At 69.6% G+C, this 21,239-nt stretch carries 15 protein-coding genes, 1 tRNA gene and 1 pseudogene; 5 read left to right on the forward strand and 12 right to left on the reverse strand.

The window, feature by feature from the left end:
* The first annotated feature begins 39 nt into the window (after positions 1–39).
* Entirely contained in the window at positions 40–726 is a 687-nt protein-coding gene (locus OHN19_RS32440; protein WP_330267606.1) for an SIMPL domain-containing protein, read from the forward strand.
* A 144-nt stretch (positions 727–870) separates the two neighbouring features.
* Entirely contained in the window at positions 871–2,307 is a 1,437-nt protein-coding gene (pyk, locus tag OHN19_RS32445) for a pyruvate kinase (RefSeq protein WP_330267607.1), read from the forward strand.
* A gap of 4 nt (positions 2,308–2,311) precedes the next feature.
* Here the strand turns inward: pyk and OHN19_RS32450 are convergent, their stop codons facing one another.
* Positions 2,312–3,097: a helix-turn-helix domain-containing protein gene (locus tag OHN19_RS32450; protein WP_330267608.1), complete on the reverse strand. Its 786-nt coding sequence runs from the start codon at positions 3,095–3,097 to the stop codon at positions 2,312–2,314.
* Between the two features lie 88 nt (positions 3,098–3,185).
* Positions 3,186–3,268, reverse strand: a tRNA-Leu gene (locus OHN19_RS32455).
* Positions 3,269–3,369: 101 nt separating this feature from the next.
* Here OHN19_RS32455 and OHN19_RS32460 point away from each other — a divergent pair.
* Entirely contained in the window at positions 3,370–4,026 is a 657-nt protein-coding gene (locus OHN19_RS32460; protein WP_031041938.1) for an ANTAR domain-containing response regulator, read from the forward strand.
* A 73-nt stretch (positions 4,027–4,099) separates the two neighbouring features.
* On the opposite strand, the gene OHN19_RS32465 is transcribed toward OHN19_RS32460, so the two are convergent.
* The 9 genes and pseudogenes from OHN19_RS32465 to OHN19_RS32505 all read right to left on the reverse strand — a co-directional run bounded on the left by OHN19_RS32465 (position 4,100) and on the right by OHN19_RS32505 (position 14,493).
* A complete protein-coding gene (locus OHN19_RS32465) occupies positions 4,100–4,816 on the reverse strand; it encodes an ABC transporter ATP-binding protein (RefSeq protein WP_020137532.1) in 717 nt (238 codons plus the stop codon).
* On the reverse strand, positions 4,813–5,658 hold the full coding sequence (locus OHN19_RS32470; protein WP_330267609.1) for an ABC transporter ATP-binding protein: 846 nt from the start codon (positions 5,656–5,658) through the stop codon (positions 4,813–4,815). Before OHN19_RS32470 ends, OHN19_RS32465 begins: the two co-directional genes overlap by 4 nt.
* Positions 5,659–5,663: 5 nt before the next feature.
* Positions 5,664–7,433 carry a branched-chain amino acid ABC transporter permease gene (locus tag OHN19_RS32475; RefSeq protein ID WP_330269762.1) on the reverse strand — a complete coding sequence of 590 codons (1,770 nt, stop codon included), beginning with the start codon at positions 7,431–7,433 and terminating at the stop codon, positions 5,664–5,666.
* A 5-nt stretch (positions 7,434–7,438) separates the two neighbouring features.
* A complete protein-coding gene (locus OHN19_RS32480; protein WP_330267610.1) occupies positions 7,439–8,368 on the reverse strand; it encodes a branched-chain amino acid ABC transporter permease in 930 nt (309 codons plus the stop codon).
* Positions 8,369–8,503: 135 nt separating this feature from the next.
* Complete coding sequence (locus tag OHN19_RS32485; RefSeq protein ID WP_330269763.1) at positions 8,504–9,724, reverse strand: branched-chain amino acid ABC transporter substrate-binding protein; 1,221 nt, start codon at positions 9,722–9,724, stop codon at positions 8,504–8,506.
* 226 nt (positions 9,725–9,950) lie between these two features.
* Entirely contained in the window at positions 9,951–10,634 is a 684-nt protein-coding gene (locus tag OHN19_RS32490; protein ID WP_330267611.1) for a hypothetical protein, read from the reverse strand.
* Positions 10,635–10,826: 192 nt separating this feature from the next.
* A pseudogene (locus tag OHN19_RS32495) lies at positions 10,827–11,656 on the reverse strand (IS5 family transposase).
* Between the two features lie 40 nt (positions 11,657–11,696).
* Positions 11,697–12,158, reverse strand: coding sequence for a hotdog fold thioesterase (locus tag OHN19_RS32500; protein WP_330267612.1), 462 nt, complete (start codon positions 12,156–12,158; stop codon positions 11,697–11,699).
* Positions 12,159–12,213: 55 nt separating this feature from the next.
* A complete protein-coding gene (locus OHN19_RS32505; RefSeq protein WP_330267613.1) occupies positions 12,214–14,493 on the reverse strand; it encodes an FdhF/YdeP family oxidoreductase in 2,280 nt (759 codons plus the stop codon).
* Positions 14,494–14,727: 234 nt separating this feature from the next.
* On the opposite strand from OHN19_RS32505, the gene polA reads away from it, so the two are divergent.
* On the forward strand, positions 14,728–17,457 hold the full coding sequence (gene polA, locus OHN19_RS32510) for a DNA polymerase I (protein ID WP_330267614.1): 2,730 nt from the start codon (positions 14,728–14,730) through the stop codon (positions 17,455–17,457).
* Positions 17,458–18,306: 849 nt separating this feature from the next.
* Here polA and OHN19_RS32515 read toward each other — a convergent pair.
* Positions 18,307–19,152 (reverse strand): DUF4184 family protein, encoded by an 846-nt coding sequence (locus OHN19_RS32515; RefSeq protein WP_330267615.1) that lies wholly within the window; start codon positions 19,150–19,152, stop codon positions 18,307–18,309.
* Between the two features lie 308 nt (positions 19,153–19,460).
* Here OHN19_RS32515 and OHN19_RS32520 point away from each other — a divergent pair, with 308 nt between their 5' ends.
* The gene (locus tag OHN19_RS32520) at positions 19,461–21,206 is read left to right on the forward strand and encodes a lytic transglycosylase domain-containing protein (protein ID WP_330267616.1); all 1,746 of its coding nucleotides are present in this window, start codon (positions 19,461–19,463) and stop codon (positions 21,204–21,206) included.
* The last annotated feature ends 33 nt before the right edge of the window (positions 21,207–21,239 follow it).

The raw sequence follows: 21,239 nt of genomic DNA on the forward strand, positions 1-21,239 counted from the left end.
TGGTGACTCACCCCGCGAAAACTGACACAGTGAGGCGTTATGACCGTTCCCTACGGCACCCCCGACGCACCCCGCATCGCCGTCCGCGGCGAAGCCCACCTCGAAGTCGACCCCGAACTCGCCCGCATCGGCGTCACCGTCGCCTCCCGCGGCAAGGACCGCCGCACCGCCCTCGACGACCTCACCCGCCGCAACGCCGGCGTCCTGGACCTCCTGAAGTCCTACGGCGACGCCGTCGAACACCTCGAGACCGGCTCCTTCTCCGTCACCCCCGAACTCAAGGAACACGGCCGCGGCGAACGCGTCCACGCCTACCACGGCCGCGTCACCATCACCGCGGAACTCACCGACTTCACAGCCTTGGGGGAGCTGACGACCCGACTGGCCGACCAGGAGTTGACGCGGGTCGACGGACCCTGGTGGGCCCTGCGCCGTGACTCACCCGTCTACCGCGAAGCCAGGCAACAGGCGGTACGGGAAGCCGTCCAGCGGGCGAAGGAGTACGCGGAGGCGCTGGATACGTCTTTGGCGTCCCTCCTCGAACTGGCGGACATCGGCGCCGAGGACCCCGAACCCCGCTTCGTCGGCAAGGCCAGCCGCGCCCGCTCCATGGCCTACGAGGTCGCAGCCGACACCTCGGCCGCCCCACTCGACCTCGAACCCCAGCGCCAACACGTCTACGCCCACGTCAACGCACGTTTCACGATGGCACCACCGAGGCTGTGAGAGACCGCCGGATTTGCTCCCGCGATGCTCATCGGAGCGGGCCCGCGCACACTTCAACACTTGTCAAGAGGCTTTCACCCGAAGGTTGTTGAGTCGTCATGTGCGGCCAATTCCCTACCCGCCGGTAAGGCCTAATGTCGAAACATGCGCCGAGCAAAGATCGTCTGCACCCTGGGCCCCGCCACCGACTCCTACGACCAGATCAAGGACCTGGTCGACGCCGGAATGGACGTCGCCCGCTTCAACCTCAGCCACGGCAGCTACGCCGAGCACGAGGAGCGGTACCACCGCGTCCGCAAGGCCTCCGACGAGACCGGCCGCAGCGTCGGCCTCCTCGCCGACCTTCAGGGCCCGAAGATCCGCCTCGGCCACTTCGGCGAAGGCCCCGTACTCCTTGAACGCGGCGACACCTTCACCATCACGGTGGAGGAGGGAGTGGAGGGCGACCAGCGGCAGTGCGGGACGACGTACGCCGGACTCGCCGGGGACGTGTCCGTGGGCGAGCGGATCCTCGTCGACGACGGCAAGGTCTGCCTCGAGGTCACCTCGGTGGAGGGCCCCCGCGTCCACACCCGGGTGGTCGAGGGCGGCATGGTCTCCGACCACAAGGGACTGAACCTGCCGGGCGTCGCGGTATCGGTCCCCGCGCTCTCCGAGAAGGACGAGGAGGACCTCCGCTGGGCCCTGCGCATGGGCTTCGACGTGATCGCCCTGTCCTTCGTCCGCAGCGGGCGTGACATCGAGGACGTCCACCGGATCATGGACTCGGCAGGACGCCGGGTTCCGGTGATCGCCAAGGTGGAGAAGCCGCAGGCGGTCGACGCCATCGAGGACATCGTGGCGGCCTTCGACGGCATCATGGTGGCCCGCGGCGACCTGGGCGTCGAGATGCCGCTGGAGCAGGTGCCGATCGTCCAGAAGCGCGCGATCAAACTGGCCAAGCGGAACGCGAAGCCGGTGATTGTGGCGACCCAGATGCTCGACTCGATGATCGAGAACTCCCGGCCCACGAGGGCTGAGGCCTCGGACGTCGCCAACGCGGTCATCGACGGCACGGACGCGGTCATGCTGTCCGGTGAGACGAGCGTGGGCAAGTACGCGGTCGAGACGGTCCGGACGATGGCGAAGATCGTCGAGGCGGCTGAGGAGGACATCCTGGCGAAGGGCCTGCCGCCGCTGACGGAACGCAACAAGCCCCGCACCCAGGGAGGGGCTGTCGCCCGGGCGGCGGCGGAGATGGGCGACTTCCTCGGCGCGAAGTTCCTGGTGGCCTTCACCCAGTCGGGCGACACGGTCCGCCGACTGTCCCGGTACCGGTCCCCGATCCCTCTGCTGGCCTTCACGCCCGAGCCGGCGACCCGCTCGCAGCTCAGCCTCACGTGGGGCGTGGAGACGTTCCTGGGCCCGCAGGTCGACTCCACGGACGCGATGGTGGACCAGGTGGATGAGCTGCTGTTGCAGTACGGGCGGTGCGAGAGGGGTGACGTGGTCGTGATCACGGCGGGCTCGCCCCCTGGGGTCTCCGGGTCGACGAACCTGGTCCGGGTGCACCACATCGGGGAGGACGACAGTCCTAAGTAGGCGGTCAGTGTTTGGGGCCTACGTGGGTGTCCATGAGGGCGACTGAGGCTTTGCGGGCGATGGAGATGTTGAACGGGTCGCTGCCGCGAGCGAGGGTCGTCCACTCGACACCCACCTTGTCGAGGGTGTCGGTGAAGAGGCGCCGGATGTCGTCGGACTTGTTGCTGAAGAAGTACCGGGGGTATTCGTAGCGCTTGCGTTCGCCGGCTACGAGTCGGGCCGTCCAGTTGGTGATGCGGCACCCGTCGGAGTGGATGAGACCCCGGATGAACTCCCAGGGGTAATCGTCGACGATGGCCTGCTGCCAGGGTTCGAGGGCGATGATGCGCTCGTGCTTTTTGCCGGGGCCGTGCTGAGGGAACAGGCACCACAGGTGCATTGAGTACAGCTTCACCTCTCGGCAGCCCTTGCGGCGCACGCGGCAGACGGAGTTGTTGGGGAATACCGACCTCATCGCCTTCTCGCACTCGTCCATCAGACCGGGGTGCGCTTCGGCGCAGGTGATCGAGAGGCTCGGCGACCGCATCGAGCGATTCTGGATGATGTGACCGTCGCCCAGGTACAGGCCCAGCAGATATGCGTAGGCCAGCTGATCCAGCGACGCGTCACATCGGGGGCACGGCGGCGGTGTGCGCCCTGGACACTCACCGCGTTTCGCGCGGTCTTGGTGCTTCCAGTAGCCGACGGTGCCCATTGGGACGTTGAATCTCCGAGCGACCTCGGCGTTTTTCGCGCCGTTGCGAAGCAGCGTGACGGCCTTCTGTCGAACCTTAGTACCGTGAAAGTTCATGCGACTACTCTGAGTGAGTGATCGCAACTCCGCGCAGCAAAAAGCGGATGTTCACGAGAACGTGGACATCCGCTTCCTGTGCTGGAAGTGCCGGGTGCGGGACTCGAACCCGCAAGCCCTCTCAGGCAGATGTGTTTGAGACATCCGTGTATGCCATTCCACCAACCCGGCAAGACTGGCTGCTCGGAAGCATACCGGGTCACCGTACCTGCCCGCCTCTAGGTAGGCTGCACAAGCAGCAGTACCTGCCCGGCCCGTAACAAGGAGCCCCCGTGACCGCCCCCGAGTCGCCCCAGCCCGTAGACGCGCCCGACGACGACAAGTCGCACGTGCCTCCGCTGACGACCCGTGTCGTCATCGCCGAGGACGAGGCCCTGATCCGGCTCGACCTCAAAGAGATGCTGGAGGAAGAGGGCTACAGCGTCGTCGGCGAGGCCGGTGACGGTGAGCAGGCCGTCGAGCTCGCCCGTGAGCACAAGCCCGACCTCGTCATCCTCGATGTGAAGATGCCCAAGCTCGATGGCATCTCCGCCGCCGAGAAGATCGCCGAAGAGCGCATCGCGCCCGTCCTCATGCTCACCGCCTTCTCGCAGCGCGACCTCGTCGAGCGGGCGAGGGACGCCGGTGCCATGGCGTACCTCGTGAAGCCGTTCAGCAAGAGCGATGTCGTGCCGGCGATCGAGATGGCCGTGTCCCGGTTCACTGAGCTCAGGGAACTGGAGAACGAGGTCGCCGACCTCACCCTCCGTCTGGAGACCCGCAAGCTCGTCGACCGTGCCAAGTCGATCCTGCAGACGTCGTACGGGCTGACCGAGCCCGCCGCGTTCCGGTGGATCCAGAAGACGTCGATGGACCGCCGTATGTCGATGCAGCAGGTCGCGGAGGCGGTCATCCAGGACGCCGACGAGAAGAAGGCAAACAAGGGCTGAGCTCGACAGTCGCACAAGACGAGGCCCGCGTCCCCGAACAGGGGGCGCGGGCCTCGTCGTACAGCCGAAGGGATCAGTCCTCGCCGAGGTACGCCTTGCGGACCGACTCGTCGTGCAGGAGGTCCTGGCCGGTGCCGGAGAGGACGATGTTGCCGACCTCCATGACGTGTCCCTGGTCGGCCAGGGAGAGGGCGGCCTGGGCGTTCTGCTCGACGAGGAGGATCGTCGTGCCCTGGGACTTGAGTTCGACGATGGTCGCCATGATCTTCTGCATCATGATCGGCGAGAGGCCCATGGAGGGCTCGTCGAGCATGAGGAGTTTCGGCTGGGACATGAGCGCGCGGCCCATGGCGAGCATCTGCTGCTCGCCGCCGGACAGGGTGCCCGCGGCCTGGTTGCGGCGCTCTCCCAGGATCGGGAAGAGGTCGTAGGCGCGCTGTATGTCCTTCTCGATCCCTTCCTTGTCCTTCCTCAGGAACGCTCCGAGCTGGAGGTTCTCGAAGATGGTCAGGCGGGGGAAGATGTGCCGGCCTTCGGGGGAGTGGGCGAGGCCGAAGGAGACGATCTTGTGGGCCGGGATGCCGCTGAGCGGCTTCCCGTCGAACGTGATCTTTCCGGATGTCGGCTTCAACAGGCCCGAGAGCGTGCGCAGCGTCGTCGTCTTGCCGGCGCCGTTGGTGCCGATGAGGGTGACGACCTGGCCGGCTTCGACGCTGAAGGAGATGCCTTTGACGGCTTCGATCTTGCCGTAGGAGACCCGGAGGTCCTCGACTTCGAGGAGTGCGGTCACTGGCCTTCTCCCTTGGTGCTGGTGGTGCCCGCTTCGGCTGCGTCGACCTCGGCGGCTTCCGCCGTGCCGGGGTCGCCGTCGAAGGGTTCTCCGAGGTAGGCGGCGATGACGCGTTCGTCGGCCTGGACGACCTCGGAGGTGCCTTCGACGAGTTTTTCGCCCTGGACGAGGACGGCGACGCGGTCGGAGAGGTTGAAGACGAAGCGCATGTCGTGCTCGATGAGGAGGACGGCGATGCCCTTGTCGCGGATGGCGAAGACCAGTTCCTCGGTCGCCCGCGTCTCCTGGGGGTTCATGCCGGCCGTGGGCTCGTCGAGCAGGAGCAGGCCGGGCTCGGAGGCCAGGGCTCGGGCGATCTCGAGCTTGCGCTGTTCGCCGTAGGGGAGGTTGCGGGCGAGGTGGTCGCGCTTGCCGGCGAGGCCGATGAACTCGAGGAGTTCCATGGCGCGTTCTTCGCTGGCCTTCTCCGCCTTCTTGAAGCCGGGGCCGCGGAGCAGCGCCGACCAGAGGCCTTCCTTGGTCCGCGTGTGGCGGCCTACGAGGACGTTCTCGAGGACCGTCATGTTGGCGAAGAGGCGGATGTTCTGGAAGGTGCGGGCGATGCCGGCCTTGGTGACGAGGTGGGGCTTGGGCGGGAGGACGGTGCCTTTGTAGGAGACGGTGCCCTCGGTGGGGACGTACAGCCCGGTGAGGCAGTTGAAGAAGGTCGTCTTGCCGGCGCCGTTGGGGCCGATGAGGCCGACGATCTCGCCCGCGTTGACGGTGAAGTCGACCGAGCGGACGGCGGTGAGGCCGCCGAAGCGCATGGTGACGTTGCGGGCCTCGAGTACAGGTGTCGTCATGGTGCTCACGCCCCGGCCTTGGTGACGGCGGTCGGTTCGCCGGACAGTGTTGTTGTCTCTGGTACGTCGAGTTGGCCGGTCTCGTGGAATTCGAGCTGTCGGCGGCGGTTGGCGATGATGCCTTCGGGGCGGAAGCGCATCAGCAGGATGAGGGCGATGCCGAAGGCCAGCAGCGACTTGTCCTGGAGGAAGACGAGCTTCTCGGGCAGCAGGTAGAGGAGTGCGGCGCCGAGGATGGGGCCGGCCACCGTGCCCATGCCGCCGAGGACCACCGCGGCCAGGAGGAAGGCCGAGTTGGGGGGTGTCGAGCCCGCGAACTGGTACGGCGTCGGGACGACGCTGTAGGTGACGTGGGCGCTGACGGTGCCGGCGAGGCCGGCGAGGGCGGCGCCGAGGGCGAAGGCGATGAGCTTGACGCGGAAGCCGTTGATGCCCATGGCGGTGGCGGCGGTCTCGTCCTCGCGGATGGCGATCCAGGAGCGGCCGATGCGGGAGTCGGCGGCGCGGGTGTAGACCAGGACCACGATGGCCATGATCAGCACCATGAGCAGGTAGTAGTTGGCGAAGCGGCCGATGGTGAAGCCGGCGATGTCGTGTGCCTCGCCGAGGTTGAACCCGAAGAAGTTGAGGTCCGGGATCGACGGGATGCCGTTGGGGCCGTTGGTGATGTCGGGGCCGGATTCGCCGTCCATGTTGTTGACGGCGATGCGGAAGATCTCTCCGAAGCCGAGGGTGACGATGGCGAGGTAGTCGCCGCGCAGTCGCAGGGTGGGGGCGCCGATGAGGACGCCGAAGATGAGCGATGCGGCGGCGCCGGCGAGGGCGGCGGCCCAGAAGGGGAAGTGGACGCCGGAGAAGCGGGAGAACTCGGAGCCGGAGACGAGGGCGGCGGTGTAGGCGCCGACGCCGAGGAAGGCGACGTATCCGAGGTCGAGGAGGCCCGCGAGGCCGACGACGATGTTGAGGCCCAGGGCGACGGTTCCGAAGATCAGGATGTTGACGCCGATGTTGGCGTAGTGGTCGTCGGTCTGGGTGAAGGGGAACGCGATCGCGGCGGCGAAGCCCATGGCGAGCGTGAAGCTGCGGTTGCGGGCGACGATCCGGGAGAAGCGGTCCATGAGGCCCGCGGTGTGCAGGGCCCAGACGGCGAAGACGACGACGATGAGGTAGCCGACGAACAGCTCGCCGTACTCGGTGTCGATGCCGTAGGTGAAGACGGCCAGGCCGACGATGGTGGCGAGGGTGATGATCGCGCGCTCGACCCAGGGGCTGATGGGGGCGGGGGCGGGGATGCGGTCGGGCTTGGCGAGGTATGCCTTGACGTTGCCCTTGGCGTTCGCGGTGCGGGTCTCGGGGAGGGCGAAGGCGCCGATGACGGGGAGGAGGGAGGCGATGGCCGCGACCCAGCCGCCCGGTTCGAGGTTGGCGAGTCCGCCGAGTTCGGCGGCGATCGAGACGATCGTGTACCAGGTGACGCCGAAGCCGCCGAGGGCGGTGAGCACCAGGGGGGCGTTGTTGCGGGCGGGGATGAGGGCGCGCAGGCCGGGGATGTCGTAGGCCGCGAGGGCGAACACCGTGATGAGGAGGCCGGCGATGAAGGTCAGCCACTGGAGGCCGCCGGGGTAGCCGGTGATGGTGAGGTCGCCGGGGAACTCGCTGGTCCAGGTCCAGGCGAGGAAGGCGGAGGCGGCGGTGGCGATGCCGCCGGCGAGGAGGAGCGCGCGGGCGGCTGCGAGGGGCAGCGGGATCAGGCCGCGGGTGATGGTGTCGGTCATGGTGGTCACGCCCTGTCCGCGACGCGTTCGCCGAGCAGGCCTTGTGGCCTGACGAGGAGAACGATGATGAGGAGCGCGAAGGCCCAGACGTTGGCCCAGCTCTGGCCGCCGAGCTTGTCCATGCCGGGGATGCCGTCGATGTAGGCGGAGGCGAGGGTCTCGGCGACGCCGAGGACCAGGCCGCCGAGCATGGCGCCGTAGATGTTGCCGATGCCGCCGAGGACGGCCGCGGTGAAGGCCTTGAGGCCCATCAGGAAGCCCATGCGGTAGTCGATGTTGCCGTACTTGAGGCCGTAGGCGACGGCGGCGACGGCGGCGAAGAAGCCGCCGATGGCGAAGGCGATGACGATGATGCGGTTGGTGTCGATGCCCATGAGCTGTGCGGTGTCCGGGTCCTGGGCGGTGGCCTGCATGGCGCGGCCGGTGCGGGACTTGCGGACGAAGAAGGCGAGCGCGGACATGCAGACGATCGCGGCGACGATCAGGAAGATGTCGGCGTCCTTGATGGTGACGGAGCCGATCTCGTGGGTGGCGTCGAGGCCGGGGAAGGCGACGGCGCGGTCCGCGTGCGGGTAGAAGTTGCGGACGACTTCCTGGAGGGCCAGGGAGAGGCCGATCGCGGTGATGAGCGGTGCGAGCCGTGGTGCTCCGCGCAGGGGCCGGTAGGCGAACCGTTCCGCTCCGACCGCGATGAGGATCGCGACGATGCCGCCGCCGACGAGCATCAGGGGGACGGCGACGGCCATCGAGACGCCGTCGGGAAGGATGTAGAAGTAGACCGTGAAGGCCCCGAAGGCGCCGGTCATGAAGATCTCGCCGTGCGCGAAGTTGATGAGCTGGACGATGCCGTACACCATCGTGTAGCCGATGGCGATCAGCCCGTACATCGAGCCCAGAAGCAGCCCGTTGGCCAGCTGCTGCGGCAGGGTGTTCACCGCGTGGCCTCCATTGTCGCTGGTGGTCGTGTGCACTGGTGGTGTGCAGGGGTGGGGTGTGGCAAGGGCCGCGCGGTCGGGGTCCCCTTCCGCGCGGCCCGTGGTGAGGTGGTGCTGTTGCCGTCGAGGCCGGGACTAGCTGGCGGTGCCGGTCTTCACGGCCTTCCACGCACCCTTGGTGACCTGGTAGACGGTGAGCTGCTTGTTGGTGGTGTCGCCGTACTCGTCGAAGGAGACCTTGCCGGAGATGCCCTCGAAGTCGGACTTCTGGACGTTGTCGACGACGGAGGAGCGCAGGGCGTTGATGTCGCTGGGGACCTTGCCGCCGTTGGCGTCGACCGCAGCCTTCACGGCCTTGATGATGGCGGTGGTGGCGTCGTAGGAGTACGCGCCGTAGGCGCCGTAGTCACCCTTGTAGCCCTTGGCCTTGTACGTCTCGATGAACGTCTTGGCGGCCGGCAGGGTGTCGGCGGGGACACCGACGGCCGTGGCCAGGTCGCCCTCGGAGGCGGCGCCCGCGGTCTCGATGTAGGTGGAGGCGAACATGCCGTCGCCGCCGAAGAGCGGGATCTTGACTCCGCCGTCCTTCAGCTGCTTGGTGATCAGCGAGGACTCGTCGTACTGGCCGCCGTAGTAGAGCAGGTCGGCCTTGGAGGTCTTGACCTTGGTGACGAGGGAGCCGAAGTCCTTGTCGCCGGTGTTGACGTGGTCGGTGCCGACCACGGTGCCGCCGAGCTTCTTGAACTGCTCGTTGAAGATCTTGGCGAGGCCGGCGCCGTAGGTCTGCTTGTCGTCGACGACGAAGACCTTCTTCTTCTTGAGGCCGTTGTACGCGTAGTCGGCGGCGAAGCTGCCCTGGAGCTCGTCGGTGGTGGCGGTGCGGAAGTACGTCTTGTAAGGACGCTTCTTGGCGGTCTGCCAGTCCTTGCCCTGGGTCAGGGCGGGGTTGGTGTTCGAGGGGGAGATCTCGACCATGTTGGCCGAGGCGAACACCTGCTGCATCGACTGGGCGACACCGGAGTTCAGCGGGCCGACGGCGCCGACGGCGGTCTTGTCGCCGGTGATGGCGGTGGCGTTGGACTGGCCGGTGGCCGGCTGCGCCTTGTCGTCGTAGGCCTTCAGTTTGAAGGTGACGCCGGGGACGAGCTTGTTCTTGTTGGCGTCGTCGACGGCGATCTGGGCGCCGTACTGGATGCCGAGACCGGTGGTGGAGTTCTCGCCGGAGAGCGGGGCGTCCACGCCGATGGTGAGGGTGGTGCCACCCCCGTTGTCACTGTCGCCGCCCTTGTCGTCTCGGGAGCCGCAGGCGGTGAGTGTGAGAGCCCCCGTCGCCATGACGGAGGTCAGGATCACCATGGAACGTCGCACAATCAGTCCTTTCCGCAGGCACGCGCGCCCTCGTGGGTGCGGCTGGTGCCCGCGCTTTACCGAACTCCCGATGGAGCGGTGACTGGCCGTGACTCTAAGCCCGGTTTGCAGGCAGCGGCATCGCTGTGCACTGGCTTGTGACTTTCTTGTTATGACGTGGTGGATGGTGGGCTTCCGCGGAGGGGGCTCTCAGCCGTTTTGGCGGAATTTCCCCTCAGTCCGCATTTTGAGAACCTGCACTTCCGCTTGGCCGTCCGGCCTGTGGCGGCGATGTCGGCGAGCAGGCGTCTCGGAGGAGCTGGAAAAGGTCGTGGGAGTACGCCCGGCCGAAGATGAAGCTGTGGTGCTGTATTGCGCGCGCGTTACGGAGCGTTACGTCAAGAAATGGTAGGTCGGCATTACGGGGCAGGCCGGAACAGTCGGAAACCGCTATCTCCACGGTGACCCGGTGTGTCGTGCCGGCGTGCACGGTGAAGGCCTCGGGTACGGCGTGGGCGCTGAGGCCGGGGAAGGCGGCGCCGGTGACCTGGAGGGTGACGGGCGGTCCGTGGCTGACGTCGACGGCGAAGCGGAAGCGTCCGCTGGTGGGGTGGGTGCCGGCGGGCTCCGGGAGTCCGGCGGGGCCGAGGTAGCGCCAGGCGGTGACGTTGGCGGGCCAGGGGAGGGGGGTGGCGGGCGGTTCGGGGCGGGGGTCCTCGGGCAGGGCGCGGGGGAGGAGGACTCCGGCCGCGAGCAGGGCGGCCGCCGTCGCCGCGAGGGCCTTGCGGGCGCGTGGCGTCAGCCCGTCCCACCACGCGCTCCAGCGATCCGTCAGCCGGGGCGCGTCGGCGCCGATGACGTCCTGACTCTTCCCCGTGTCCGTCGAGTCGACTGGCTCGACGGGACCGATCCCGGTCATGAGGCCGACCTCATGGGGAAACGGTAGGGGAGCGGGGGGCTGGTGCCCAGCCGGTGCGCGGGTCCCGGGGTCGGGGTCTTGGCCGGGGCCTCCGGCGGATCAGGCTGGTTTGCGGCGTTGGCGTCGGTGCCGATTCCCCCCGCTTGAAGCAGACCCGATCCGCCCGGCAGGGCCTAGGTCGTGTCCGCAATGTCAGGGCAGCCAGAGTCGTAGGCAGGCGAGGGTGACCAGGGCTTGGTAGTGGCGGCCAAGTTTGTCGTAGCGGGTGGCCAGGGCTTTGTTGTGCTTGAGCTTGTTGAAGCAGCGTTCGACGACGTTGCGGCGCCGGTAGGCGGTCCGGTCGAGTCGGCAAAGGCCCTCGCCGCGGCGGATGCGGCCGTTGATCTGGTCGATCCGTTCCGGGATCGCTGCCTTGATGCCTCGTCGGCGGAGGTAGGCGCGGATCTTCGTGGACGAATAGCCCTTGTCCGCGACGACCCGCTCCGGCCGCGTTCTGGGGCGGCCCGGCCCGCACCGGCTGACGTTGATGCGGGCCATGACCTGCTCGAATTGGGTGCAGTCGTTGACGTTGCCGGCGGTGATGGTGAAGGCGAGCGGTCGGCCCTGTCCGTCGCAGGCGAGGTGGATCTTCGTGGTCAGTCCGCCGCGGGACCGGCCGATCGCCTCGCCGGGCCAAAGCCCCCTTTTCGGGCCCCGGCCGCGTGCTGGTGGGCGCGCACGGTGGTGGAGTCGACGCACACGACCGTCCAGTCGACTGCGCCGACGGCATCGGAGTGCTGCTGGACATGGGCCAGCAGGCGGTCCCAGGTTCCGTCGGCCGACCAGCGACGGAAGCGTTCGTAGACGGTCTTCCACGGCCCGTAGCGTTCGGGCAGGTCCCGCCAGGCCGCACCCGTGGACAGCTTCCACAGAATCCCGTTGATGACCTGGCGGCGATCCCGCACCGGACGGCCCATCCGCGCCGGAGCCAGCAACGGCTCGATCACCGCCCACGACTCATCAGTCAGCTCATGACGACGCACCACGAACAGACCAACGACGCCGACACTTTGCGGACACGACCTAGCGGGCCGGGGCCTCGCGCAGCAGGCAGGTCAGGCGGGCGGTGCAGACGCGTCGTTGCTGGTCGTCGCTGATCACGATCTCGTAGGTCGCGGTGGAGCGTCCCCGGTGCACCGGGGTGGCCACGCCGGTGACGAGGCCGGAGCGGACCCCGCGGTGGTGGGTGCAGTTGAGGTCCACGCCGACGGCGATCTTGGAGCTGCCGGCGTGCAGCATGGAGCCGACCGACCCGAGGGTCTCGGCGAGGACGGCGGAGGCGCCGCCGTGCAGCAGCCCGTACGGCTGGGTGTTCCCCTCGACCGGCATGGTCCCCACGACCCGGTCGGCGGAGGCCTCCACGATCTCGACGCCCATGCGCGTGCCCAGGTGTCCGGCTGAGAACATCGCGACGAGGTCGACGCCGAGGGCGGCGTACTCGTCGATGACCTCCTGCGGGAACGTGACGTGCTGCTGCTCACCCATGGGCCAGGGCTCCGTTCATCGTGTGTGCTACGGCTGCCTACGGCTGAGCAAACGCTCAGTCGGTCGCCGATTGTTCCAGACGTACGACGACGGACTTGCTGGCCGGGGTGTTGCTGGTGTCGGCGGTGGCGTCCAGCGGCACCAGGACGTTGGTCTCGGGGTAGTACGCGGCCGCGCAGCCCCGGGCCGTCGGATAGTGCACGACCCGGAACCCGGGCGCCCGCCGCTCCACCCCGTCCTTCCACTCGCTGACGAGGTCGACGTACGACCCGTCGGCGAGCCCGAGACCGCGCGCGTCCTCGGGGTTGACCAGCACGACCCGGCGGCCGTTCCTGATGCCCCGGTAGCGGTCGTCGAGGCCGTAGATCGTGGTGTTGTACTGGTCGTGCGAACGCAGTGTCTGGAGCAGCAGCCGGCCCTCGGGCAGCTCGGGGTACTCGACGGGCGCGGCGGTGAAGTTGGCCTTGCCGGTGGCGGTGGGGAAGCGCCGCTCGTCGCGCGGGGCGTGCGGCAGGGTGAAGCCGCCGGGGCGGGCCACGCGCGCGTTGAAGTCCTCGAAGCCGGGGATCACGCGGGCGATGCGGTCGCGGATGGTGGCGTAGTCCTTCTCGAACTCCTCCCACGGGGTGGCGCTGTTCTCGCCGAGGACCCGGCGGGCGAGCCGGGCCACGATGGCGGGCTCGGACAGCAACTGCCCGCTCGCCGGCTCCAGGCGGCCCCGGGAGGCGTGCACCATGCCCATGGAGTCCTCGACGGTCACGAACTGCTCGCCGCTGCCCTGGACGTCACGCTCGGTGCGGCCGAGCGTGGGCAGGATCAGGGCACGCGCGCCCGTGATCGCGTGCGAGCGGTTGAGCTTGGTCGACACGTGCACGGTCAGCCGGGCGCGCCGCATGGCGGCCTCGGTGACCTCGGTGTCGGGGGAGGCGGAGACGAAGTTGCCGCCCATGGCGAAGAAGACCTTGGCCTCGCCGTCGCGCAGGGCGCGGATGGCGCGGACCACGTCGAAGCCGTGCTCGCGCGGCGGGGCGAAGCCGAACTCCTTCTCCAGGGCGTCCAGGAAGGCGGGCGCGGGCCGCTCGAAGATGCCCATGGTGCGGTCGCCCTGGACGTTGGAGTGGCCGCGGACCGGGCAGACGCCGGCGCCGGGGCGGCCGATGTTGCCGCGCAGCAGAAGGAAGTTGACGACCTCGCGGATGGTCGGCACGGAGTGCTTGTGCTGGGTGAGGCCCATGGCCCAGCAGACGATGGTCCGCTCCGAGGCGAGGACCATGGAGAGGGCCTGCTCGATCTCCTGCTGGGACAGCCCGGTCGCGGTGAGCGTCCCCTCCCAGTCGGCGGCGCGGGCGGCCGCGGCGAACTCCTCGTAGCCGTGGGTGTGTTCGGCGACGAAGGCCTCGTCGACGGCGCCCTCCGTCTCCAGGATCAGCTTGTTGAGGAGGCGGAAGAGGGCCTGGTCGCCGCCGATGCGGATCTGGAGGAAGAGGTCGGTGAGCGCGGCGCCCTTGACCATGCCCTGGGGGGTCTGCGGGTTCTTGAAGCGCTCCAGGCCCGCCTCGGGCAGCGGGTTGACGCTGATGATCTTCGCGCCGTTCGCCTTGGCCTTCTCCAGGGCGGAGAGCATGCGGGGGTGGTTGGTGCCCGGGTTCTGGCCGGCGACGACGATCAGGTCGGCCTTGTAGAGGTCCTCCAGCAGGACGCTGCCCTTGCCGATGCCGATGGTCTCGCTGAGCGCCGAACCGGACGACTCGTGGCACATGTTGGAGCAGTCCGGCAGGTTGTTGGTGCCGAGCTCGCGCGCGAAGAGCTGGTAGAGGAACGCGGCCTCGTTGCTGGTGCGGCCCGAGGTGTAGAAGACGGCCTCGTCGGGGGAGTCGAGGGCGGCGATCTCCTCGGCGACGATGTCGAACGCGCGCTCCCAGGAGACCGGCTCGTAGTGGGTGCCGCCCTCGGGGACGTACATGGGGTGGGTGAGCCGGCCCTGCTGGCCCAGCCAGTAGCCGCTGCGGTTCGCGAGGTCGGCGACGGGGTGCGCCGCGAAGAACTCCGGGGTGATCCGGCGCAGGGTGGCTTCCTCGGCGACCGCCTTCGCGCCGTTCTCGCAGAACTCCGCCGCGTGCCGGTGGTCCGGCTCCGGCCAGGCGCAGCCGGGGCAGTCGAAGCCGTCCTTCTGGTTGACCCGCAGCAGCGTGAGCGCGGTGCGCTTGACGCCCATCTGCTGCTGGGCGATGCGCAGGGTGTGGCCGATGGCCGGGAGGCCGGCCGCCGCGTGCTTCGGTTCGGTGACCTGCGGAGCGTCCTGAACCGGATCACCCTTGGGCGGCTTCGTGGCCATCGCGCACTCTCCTTCGCCTACACGTGCGAGTACGTTCCCGATCCTCCCACGGGGCGGTGACAACGATCACCCCCCGGGCCGGGGACGGGAGGGGGCCACAGCTTGCGTCCCGTGTTCCGGGGGCGCCTCGCCTCACCTCGGTTACGACGCCGACCGGCCCCCGGAGAAGCTCGTGGGCGGTGCCGGGCTCACCGTGGCAGCCGACTGTCAGTGCCGCGTGGCAGGATCGGGGGCGTGGCAGAGACAGCAGCGAAGAAGACCGACAACAGCCCCGGCGGCAGCCGCCCGCGCCTGATGCTCATGGACGGGCACTCGCTGGCCTATCGCGCGTTCTTCGCGCTGCCCGCGGAGAACTTCACCACCGCGACCGGCCAGCCGACCAACGCGATCTACGGCTTCGCGTCGATGCTGGCCAACACCCTGCGCGACGAGGAGCCCACCCACTTCGCGGTGGCCTTCGACGTGTCCAGGAAGACCTGGCGCTCCGAGGAGTTCACGGAGTACAAGGCCAACCGCTCCAAGACCCCGGACGAGTTCAAGGGCCAGGTCGAGCTGATCGGCGAGCTCCTCGACGCCATGCACGTCTCGCGGTTCGCGATCGACGGCTTCGAGGCGGACGACGTCATCGCCACCCTCGCGACCCAGGCCGAGGCCGAGGGCTTCGAGGTGCTGATCGTCACCGGCGACCGCGACTCCTTCCAGCTGGTCTCCGAGCACACCACCGTCCTCTACCCGACCAAGGGCGTCTCCGAGCTGACCCGGTTCACTCCGGAGAAGGTCTTCGAGAAGTACGGGTTGACGCCCGCCCAGTACCCCGACTTCGCGGCCCTGCGCGGCGACCCGTCCGACAACCTCCCCGGCATCCCCGGCGTCGGCGAGAAGACCGCGGCGAAGTGGATCAACCAGTTCGGTTCGTTCGCGGAGCTCGTCGAGCGGGTCGAGGAGGTCAAGGGCAAGGCCGGGCAGAACCTCCGCGACCACCTGGAGTCCGTCAAGCTGAACCGCCGCCTCACCGAGATGGTGCGCACGGTGGAGCTGCCGAAGACGGTCACCGACCTGGAGCGCCTGCCGTACGACCGCAAGACCCTCGCGATGATCCTCGACACCCTGGAGATCAGGAACCCCTCCCTGCGGGAGCGGCTGCTGGCCGTGGACCCGGGCGCCGAGGAGGCCGAGGGCGCCCCCGCCGCCGCGCCCGGCGTGGCCGTGGACGGCACGGTGCTCGGCACCGGCGAGCTGGCCGGCTGGCTCGCCGAGCACGGCGCACAGCAGCCCCTCGGCATCGCCACGCTCGACACCTGGGCGCTCGGCACGGGATCGGTCGCCGAGGTCGCCCTCGCCGCGGGCGGCGGGGCGGCCGCCTGGTTCGACCCGTCCGAGCTGGACGAGGCCGACGAGCGCGCGTGGGTGGCCTGGCTCGCCGACGCCGACCGGCCCAAGGTCCTGCACAACGCCAAGGGCGCCATGCGGGTCTTCGCCGAGCACGGCTGGTCCCTCGCCGGAGTCGGCATGGACACCGCGCTCGCCGCCTACCTCGTCAAGCCCGGGCGCCGGTCCTTCGACCTGGACGCGCTGTCCCTGGAGTACCTGGGCCGGGAGCTGGCGCCCGCCGCGGCGGCGGACGGACAGCTCGCCTTCGGGGCGGACGACGGGGCCGAGGCCGAGGCGCTCATGATCCAGGCGCGGGCCGTGCTCGACCTGGGGACGGCCTTCGCGGGCCGACTGGAGGAGGTCGGCGCGGCGGACCTGCTGCGCGACATGGAACTGCCCACCTCCGAACTGCTGGCCCGCATGGAGCGGCACGGCATCGCCGCCGACCGGGCCCACCTGGAGGCCATGGAGCAGATGTTCGCCGGGGCGGTCCAGCAGGCCGTGAAGGAGGCGCACGCGGCGGCCGGGCACGAGTTCAACCTCGGCTCGCCCAAGCAGCTCCAGGAAGTCCTCTTCGGGGAGCTGGGCCTGCCGAAGACGAAGAAGACGAAGACCGGCTACACGACGGACGCGGACGCGCTGGCGTGGCTGGCGACCCAGACGGACAACGAACTGCCGGTGATCATGCTCCGGCACCGGGAGCAGGCCAAGCTGCGGGTGACCGTGGAGGGCCTGATCAAGACGATCGCCGCGGACGGCCGTATCCATACGACGTTCAACCAGACCGTCGCGGCGACGGGACGCCTGTCGTCGACCGACCCCAACCTCCAGAACATCCCCGTCCGCACGGATGAGGGGCGGGCGATCCGGCGCGGGTTCGTGGTGGGGGAGGGCTTCGAGTCCCTCATGACCGCGGACTACAGCCAGATCGAGCTGCGGGTGATGGCCCACCTCTCCGAGGACGAGGGGCTCATCGAGGCCTTCACGTCGGGGGAGGACCTGCACACCACCGCCGCGTCGCAGGTCTTCGCGGTCGAGCCCGGCCAGGTCGACGCGGAGATGCGGCGCAAGATCAAGGCGATGTCGTACGGGCTGGCGTACGGGTTGTCCGCGTTCGGGCTCTCGCAGCAGCTGAACATCGAGGCGGGCGAGGCGCGGGCGCTGATGGACGCGTACTTCGAGCGGTTCGGCGGGGTGCGGGACTATCTGCGGCGGGCGGTCGACGAGGCGCGGGCCACGGGGTACACGGCGACGCTCTTCGGGCGCCGGCGGTATCTGCCCGACCTCAACAGCGACAACCGCCAGCGGCGTGAGGCGGCCGAGCGGATGGCACTGAACGCGCCGATCCAGGGCACGGCGGCGGACATCGTGAAGATCGCGATGCTCAAGGTGGACGGGGCGTTGCGGGAGGCGGGGCTCGCCTCGCGGATGCTTCTGCAGGTCCACGACGAAATCGTGTTGGAGGTGGCTCCGGGGGAGCGGGAGGCCGCGGAGTCGATCGTGCGGCGGGGGATGGCGGACGCGGTGCGGTTGCGGGTGCCGCTGGGGGTTTCGGTGGGGGATGGGGCGGACTGGGAGTCCGCAGCGCACTAGCCTCCGGCGGTTGGGCCGTTTTTGTCCGCGGGTTCGGTGGGGGCGGGCGTTTTGCGCAGTTCCCCGCGCCCCTGGAGGCCTGCGGCGGCCTCTTGCTGTCCGGTGGGGGCGTGCGTAGCGCATCCGGCTTGGTGGGTGGGTCGGTGCCGGGGTGGGGGGTGTCCGTCCTCGGTCCGGCGGCTCGGTCCCTTGAGCAGTCGCCCGGTTCCGGACGCCGGCCGCTGCGGGCGGACACCCCCCACCCCGTCCCCTGCGCGCCGTACGCGGCGAACGGCCGGTGGGGGCGGACGCGGGCGGCCAACGGCCCGTGGGGGCGCAGGTCAACTGCAACTCCTCAGGGGCGCGGGGAACTGCGCGACCAGCCACGACGCACCCGCACTCGCCCAACAACAGAACCCGGCACCCCCGTAGGCGCCCGGCCCAAGCCCAGCGCAGCGGGGACGCGGGGAACTGCGCGCCCAGCCACGACGGACCCGTCCCCGTCCGACCACAGCACCCGGCACCCCCCCTAGGCGCACACATCACCCGCGTGGACCCCATACCGCGCCCTCACCGCACCCCCCGGCCAGGATGCGCTCATGGGTATACGCATGCTTCACCGCCGGACGGCACCCCTACAGGTGTGCGTCGAGCAGGCCCCGTACTCCCTGCGCCCCCCGGTGCCGGCCCACGCGGTCGGTGCGAGCACTGCCCGTGTTCCTGTCGGCCTCACGGCACGCCTGCGGCGGCGTCTCCGCCGAGGGCAAGGGGAGTCCTTGCCGCGTCGGCTCCGCGAGCTGGCTCTCACCCTGCTGCCCCGGTCCCGGCCAGTGCCCGCCATGACGGTGTTCGTCGCGGCGGAGGGGGCCGTCAGCGGGGGAGTGGGAACTCGGCCTCCCGCGGAGCATCCCGTGTCGGGGCCGGGCGGCGCAGCCTGACGAACGCGGTGTAGAGCACGAGACCCGGCACCAGCCCGGCGCCCGCTCCGAAGCACAGCGTCGGGATCAGTTCCCAGGGTTTCGCGGTGGAGCCCCAGTACGCCCACCACCGCACAGCCCGTTGCAGCGCGCCCACCGTCACACAGCCCCCGATCACGGCCAGCGCCCACCACCGGTCCCGCAGGGAAAGGGCCGGGACGCCCATGGGGGCGGTCGATACAGGCAGGCGGCGCAGGGCGCGTACGCAGAACGCCGATATGACCAGTGCCGCCACCGCCGAACTGCCGTACTGGAGGTACCAGTACAGGGGGAAGCCGGCCACGGTCCGGTCCAGGGCCGGGAAGAGTCGTAGACCCCACCGGTCGTGATGGGTGAACGCGTCCCACACGACATGGGTGAGGGCTCCCAGCGCGGCGGAGGCGTACCAGCGGGCGGCCAGGGCCGGGCTCAGCCGCGCGCGGGGGGTTCCGCAGCGCAGCAGGGTCGCCGGAGCGGACTGCCGGGCGCGGGGCAGCAGGGCCACCAGTGGCTCACGCAGGAGCAGCCAGAGGCCCACCAGGGTCCAGGCGATCAGGACGTCCACGGTGAAGACGCCCTGGAGGGAGTGCGTGAACGTGCCGAACTCCATCGCCCCGGACAGGGCACTTGCCGCGAAATAGGTCATGTCGGGTGCGAAGGTTCCGGCCACGAGGACGGCCGGAACCAGTCCGCCCCGACCGGTCCCGTCGGGGCGCAGTGCGGGCAGTGCCGCCGCCGCGTGGCTCAGGGTGAACGGCAACGGGGCTCCTCGCGACGGGTGTTGGCGGGGTGGCGGTGCGGGTGATCGCTTCCGTTCAGTATGGGTGACGCGGCCGGCCATCGATCGAACATGGCCAACCGGTGAATATCGGGCACGAACCGGTGTCCGTGGAAAGCAAGTTGTCGTAGGGTCACACGGGTCGCCGTGCTGGGGAGCTCGGTCGAACGTGCGAATCAGGAATTGCCGCGCGTCACAGGGGCAACCTCCAGGGTGGTTCGACCGTCACAACTGGACGAGAGCGACAGACGGAGACGGGCGTTCGGGCGTCCACAGGAGGGGTTCACTTTATGGCGGCGCAATTCGGCAGGAGGCTGGCCAAAGGGGCGACGACCACCGCCGTGGCAGCACTCGCGGTCGCGGCACTGTCCGCCTCCCAGGCTCCCGGGGTGACGGCCGACGACAACGGCAGATCGACCGCCGCCGGTGCCGAGGCCTCTCCTGACCCGACCGCCGGGAACGGCGCGACCGGCAACTCGCCGTACTACACGGACCTGCCGCCGCTGAACACCCCGAGCCCCGCGCCGACCGACGGCAGCACTCCCACGATCTCCCCGGTGGAGAGCGAGGCGGGCATACCGGCGACCGTCCTCGACGCCTACAAGAAGGCCGCGGCCGAACTCCAGCGGTCCAAGCCCGGCTGCAACCTGCCCTGGCAGCTGCTCGCCGCCATCGGCCAGGTCGAGTCGGGCCAGGCGCGCGGCGGCCGCGTCGACGCCGACGGCACCACGACCTCCAAGATCCTCGGCCCGCAGCTCGACGGCAACGGCTTCGCGCTCATCAAGGACACCGACAACGGTGCCTACGACGGCGACACGGCCTACGACTCGGCCGTCGGACCCATGCAGTTCATCCCGTCCACCTGGGCGTGGGCCGGCCGCGACGGCAACGGCGACGGGGTGAAGGACCCGAACAACATCTACGACGCCTCCCTCGCCGCGGGGCACTACCTGTGCCGCAACAACTGGGACCTCGCGACCAGCGGCGGCCTGGAAGACGCGATCCTCAGCTACAACCCCTCGCGGCACTACCTGAACACGGTCCTGTCGTGGCTGGAGTACTACCGCAAGGGCACCCACGAGATCCCCGACGGCACCGGCACCGTCCCGGGCAACCGCAGCGACGGCAGCACCGGCGGCTCGACCCCCTCGGCGCCCTCGACGTCGACCCCGGGCACCACCTCGCCGAGCGCGCCCGGCACCGGCCCGACGAAGCCGAAGCCGCCCGCGACTCCGCCCTCGACCACCCCGCCCCCGTCGGGCGGCCCCACCACCCCGCCGTCGACGCCTCCCGTCACGCCCACCCAGTCGGTGGACCACCTGGAGGACTCGGGCACCGCGAAGCTCACCGCGATGGCCGGCGACGCGTTCAGCGACAAGATCAGCACCCGGGCCGAGAACGCCGCGGGCATGGGCGTCCCCAAGGTGCGGATCCGCTTCACGATCGTCGGCGACACCGACGCCACCTTCGCCGGCGGCGAGAAGGTCGCCACCGCTCTCACCGGCGCCTCCGGCGTGGCCACCGCGCCCGCGCTCCAGGCCGGCGAGACCACCGGCACCTTCACGGTCCGCACGAGCCTCATCGGCCGTACGGTCACCGCCCCCGACTACACGGCCACCGTCACCCAGCGCGTCGCCGACACCCTGGTCCGCACCACGGCCACGGACCTGACCTGCGTCCCGAGCGGTCAGTTCGCCGACGCGGTCCAGGTGAAGGCCACCTACAAGGGCGCGGTCGCCGACAAGGTCGCCGCCACCGCCACCCTGATCAAGTCGGCCGACGACGCCACGGAGAACGACAAGGGCCCCTACTTCAAGGACGCCGACGGCAAGACCGTCCGCACCCTGACGGGCCTGACGACGGACGCCGACGGTCTGCTGAAGCTGCCGCAGCTCTACTCCGACGACACCACCGGCACCTTCCTGCTCCGCATCACCACCGCGGGCGGCGCCACCCTCGACGTGACCCTGACCGTGGCGGCGCCCGCCACGGACACCTCCGCGAGCCCCTCGCCCAGCCCGAGCGCGAGTTCCTAACCGGCACCGGACCCACCCCCGGAGGGCGTCCTT

Origin of the sequence: Streptomyces griseorubiginosus, from assembly GCF_036345115.1 — a bacterium.
Lineage (GTDB): Bacteria > Actinomycetota > Actinomycetes > Streptomycetales > Streptomycetaceae > Streptomyces > Streptomyces griseorubiginosus_C.

What these genes read in the sequence shown, in the direction of transcription:
- OHN19_RS32440 (WP_330267606.1), top strand. Translation starts at nt 40, where the DNA reads ATGACCGTTCCCTACGGCACCCCCGACGCACCCCGCATCGCCGTCCGC.
- pyk (WP_330267607.1), top strand. Translation starts at nt 871, where the DNA reads ATGCGCCGAGCAAAGATCGTCTGCACCCTGGGCCCCGCCACCGACTCC.
- OHN19_RS32450 (WP_330267608.1), bottom strand. Translation starts at nt 3,097, where the DNA reads ATGAACTTTCACGGTACTAAGGTTCGACAGAAGGCCGTCACGCTGCTT.
- OHN19_RS32470 (WP_330267609.1), bottom strand. Translation starts at nt 5,658, where the DNA reads ATGACGACACCTGTACTCGAGGCCCGCAACGTCACCATGCGCTTCGGC.
- OHN19_RS32475 (WP_330269762.1), bottom strand. Translation starts at nt 7,433, where the DNA reads ATGACCGACACCATCACCCGCGGCCTGATCCCGCTGCCCCTCGCAGCC.
- OHN19_RS32485 (WP_330269763.1), bottom strand. Translation starts at nt 9,724, where the DNA reads ATGGTGATCCTGACCTCCGTCATGGCGACGGGGGCTCTCACACTCACC.
- OHN19_RS32490 (WP_330267611.1), bottom strand. Translation starts at nt 10,634, where the DNA reads ATGACCGGGATCGGTCCCGTCGAGCCAGTCGACTCGACGGACACGGGG.
- OHN19_RS32500 (WP_330267612.1), bottom strand. Translation starts at nt 12,158, where the DNA reads ATGGGTGAGCAGCAGCACGTCACGTTCCCGCAGGAGGTCATCGACGAG.
- OHN19_RS32505 (WP_330267613.1), bottom strand. Translation starts at nt 14,493, where the DNA reads ATGGCCACGAAGCCGCCCAAGGGTGATCCGGTTCAGGACGCTCCGCAG.
- OHN19_RS32520 (WP_330267616.1), top strand. Translation starts at nt 19,461, where the DNA reads ATGGCGGCGCAATTCGGCAGGAGGCTGGCCAAAGGGGCGACGACCACC.